The organism is Modicisalibacter radicis (assembly GCF_900961225.1).
GTDB lineage: Bacteria > Pseudomonadota > Gammaproteobacteria > Pseudomonadales > Halomonadaceae > Modicisalibacter.
Genome location: NZ_CAAHFN010000032.1, coordinates 1 through 391, shown reverse-complemented (window position 1 = coordinate 391; position 391 = coordinate 1). Strand labels below are relative to the sequence as shown.

Annotated in this window: 1 protein-coding gene; it reads left to right on the top strand. The window is 40.7% G+C overall.

Translation table 11 applies throughout. From position 1 onward, the window contains the following. Window positions 1–391: histidine kinase dimerization/phospho-acceptor domain-containing protein (locus tag HR9077_RS01595; RefSeq protein ID WP_280178397.1), on the top strand; the 391-nt coding region annotated here is incomplete at both ends.

The following is a 391-nucleotide window of genomic DNA, read 5'->3' as shown; positions in this document are numbered from 1 at the left end:
TTACAATACACATATCGACGAACAATTAGATATCGGCCTTGGCGTTGTAGCTAAAAATATCAATCAACTATTGCAGCAAGTACAAGATGCCATCAATAGTAATGACGTAGCCCAAAAAGATTTGCATAAGCTGCAAAGCAGTCTGGAAACTGAAGTGCAAAACCGCACTTTAGCGCTTGAAAAAGCGAGCCATAGAGCTGAACAAGCAAGCGAAGCCAAAACCACGTTTTTAGCAACTATGAGCCATGAGATACGCACCCCAATGAATGGCGTAATTGGCACCATTGATTTACTAAGGCAAACAGATCTTAATGGCGCTCAGCATCGTCTAAGTACAATTATTCGTGAATCAGCCTTTTCACTACTGGGTATTCTGGATGATATTTTAGAT